Origin of the sequence: Corallococcus sp. 4LFB, from assembly GCF_046520365.1 — a bacterium.
GTDB lineage: Bacteria > Myxococcota > Myxococcia > Myxococcales > Myxococcaceae > Corallococcus > Corallococcus caeni.
Genome location: NZ_JBKGHJ010000500.1, coordinates 1 through 2,128, shown reverse-complemented (window position 1 = coordinate 2,128; position 2,128 = coordinate 1). Strand labels below are relative to the sequence as shown.

The following is a 2,128-nucleotide window of genomic DNA, read 5'->3' as shown; positions in this document are numbered from 1 at the left end:
TTTGTAAGCAGCTTCGCGGTACCCACCCGCTTCCAACCTTCGGAGTCTCCCATGAACGCTGACGTCGCCGGCTCTGCAGTTCGCTCCGCTTTCAACGCCTCGCAGGGTCTGAACGAGACCGAGTCCGCCACCCTGAAGGGCCTCAAGGGTGACGACCTGACCCGCGCCCGCGCGCAGCTGATGCTCCAGAAGCAGCAGGAGGCCGCCGCGTTCGCCTCCAACATCATGAAGAAGCTGAGCGACATCGCCATGTCGATCATCGGCAACACCAAGTAATTCCGCCGCTTTCCCGGGCGTACGAGAGCCGGTCCTCCTTCACGGGAGGCCGGCTCTTCGCTTTTGCGGGCCGCGGTCACGCCGCCCCTCGGGCAGGGAGGACGGTGGCGCCGTCCTCCTCCGGGAGTCCACGGCGGCGGACTCAGGGTTCGGGCAGCTCGGCGTTCAGCTCGATGGAGTGCCGTCCGATGAGGACGCTGTCGAAGTCCGCCGTCACGGAGCTGGCGTACTGGCCGGTGTCCCGGAGACGCACCTGCATCGGACGCGGCGACTTCCCGGCCTGCACGTAGCGCGCGGACATCGTGTACCGGCCCACCGGCACATCCGTCACGGAATCCCCGTCCGCCGTGCGCACGAGCTTCTGGGTGAGGGTCTGCCCGTCGGTGCCGTCCACCAACTTGCCGCTGGGCGTCAGCGTCAGCTCGATGTCCTCGCTGGTGATGGGCGAGCTCGGGTCCGCAGGGTCCGTGAACTGATCCACGTACACCGTCACCCGCCCACCGTAGTAGCCCAGGTCATCCGGGCGCTTTCCCGTGAGCTTCCACGTGAAGTTGCGCACCGCCCCTTCGTTCCCGGCGAAGACGTTGTCGTCGTTCGGATCCAGGTCGAAGGTGTACTCCTTCCCGTTGTACTGCCGCTTCACGACGGCGCTGGCGTGCCAGGTGCCGGTCGGACGGCTCGTGTCCACGCGGTACGTCCCATCCGAGCCCGAAGTCGTCTGGACGTTGGAGTCGTAGAACTGGGTGTTGTCCGCGGTGATGAGGGCCCCCGCGAGCGGTTGCCCCTGCGTGTCCAGCACCTTGCCGGACAGATAGCCCGTCTGAGGCGTCCCTCCTCCACCGTCGTCCTTGCCGCCACCACCCTCCTTGTTGCTGCAGCCCCCCACCACGCCCATCAACCCCACCAGGCTCCAGGCCACTGCGTTTCGCGTCCAGCGCATCCGCGTCCTCCTTGGGTTTCCGCTCCGTTCCGGCGCCAGTCCCTGAAGAGCCGGTCGCCCCGCCTAGGTTCTACCGGAGAAACCGGAGCGCCAGTCCCCCTTTCAAGCCAGGGGCCAGCGCCTGCCCGGTAGCCTGCCCCGCAAAGCACGACTGCCGCCCGCCACCCCTGGGTGGACCGGACGGCAGCGCGGGCTACGGCACATACAGGGGACGACTCAGCCCCACATGTCCCGGATGAGCTCCTTGCGGCGGGACATCAGCTTCTTGAAGAAGTTGTCGTCGCGCATCTTCTCGAAGCCGGCGTTGGTCTCGTTCTTGGAGGCGCTCTCCTCCGCCTTCGCCTTGATCTCCTCGGGCGTGGCGTTGGGGTTCTCCTTCATGAACGTCTCCATCTCCTCGGCGACCTTCGCCTTCACCTTGTCGATGCGGCCCTCGCCCAGGTAGCTCGTCTTGCCCTCGTCCTCCTTCATGCGGGAGACGGACGCGTTGATGGCGTCCTGGACGGCCTGCTGCTTCTGGGCTTCCGTGTTGGTCGACTGCTTGCGCTGCGCGCTGCTGCCCGCGCCGACACCACTCACTCCACCAGCCATGGGGGAACTCCGTAGGTAGGAAGTTGAATCTTGAGGGGATTATCCGCCGACGGGATGAGAAGTTGCGTGTCCGGAACGGGGGAAACCCGAAAGCGAGCCCCCCGTCGCGGAAGGCCGGCTAGCCCTTGAGCTTGCCCAGGGCCGGGTTCTTCATCCACGCCTTGAAGGACTCCATGTCCTTCTGCACTTCCTGCGCGTCCGGAGGCTTGGCGGCGGCGACCGAGGGCGGCGGCGGCACGTCGCCGGTGAGGACGGCGCGCTTCTTCGCGGCGCTGGAGCTCTCGAAGGCGTCCTTCACCTTCCCCTGGCCCGGGGCGGCGG

Annotated in this window: 3 protein-coding genes and 1 pseudogene; 1 reads left to right on the top strand and 3 read right to left on the bottom strand. The window is 66.9% G+C overall.

What is annotated here, in order from left to right; translation table 11 throughout:
* The coding region (locus ACLEQD_RS35160; protein WP_410390124.1) for a hypothetical protein at positions 1 to 276 on the top strand (276 nt) is incomplete at its 5' end.
* Between the two features lie 142 nt (positions 277 to 418).
* Here the strand turns inward: ACLEQD_RS35160 and ACLEQD_RS35155 are convergent.
* The 3 genes and pseudogenes from ACLEQD_RS35155 to ACLEQD_RS35145 all read right to left on the bottom strand — a co-directional run.
* A complete protein-coding gene (locus ACLEQD_RS35155; RefSeq protein WP_410390123.1) occupies positions 419 to 1,216 on the bottom strand; it encodes a carboxypeptidase-like regulatory domain-containing protein in 798 nt (265 codons plus the stop codon).
* Between the two features lie 216 nt (positions 1,217 to 1,432).
* Positions 1,433 to 1,807 carry a hypothetical protein gene (locus ACLEQD_RS35150; protein ID WP_410390121.1) on the bottom strand — a complete coding sequence of 125 codons (375 nt, stop codon included), beginning with the start codon at positions 1,805 to 1,807 and terminating at the stop codon, positions 1,433 to 1,435.
* Positions 1,808 to 1,925: 118 nt separating this feature from the next.
* Positions 1,926 to 2,128: pseudogene (locus tag ACLEQD_RS35145) on the bottom strand (hypothetical protein); the annotation flags it as partial.

Coding starts and splice junctions, on each gene's coding strand:
- ACLEQD_RS35155 (WP_410390123.1), bottom strand. CDS start 1,216: ATGCGCTGGACGCGAAACGCAGTGGCCTGGAGCCTGGTGGGGTTGATG.
- ACLEQD_RS35150 (WP_410390121.1), bottom strand. CDS start 1,807: ATGGCTGGTGGAGTGAGTGGTGTCGGCGCGGGCAGCAGCGCGCAGCGC.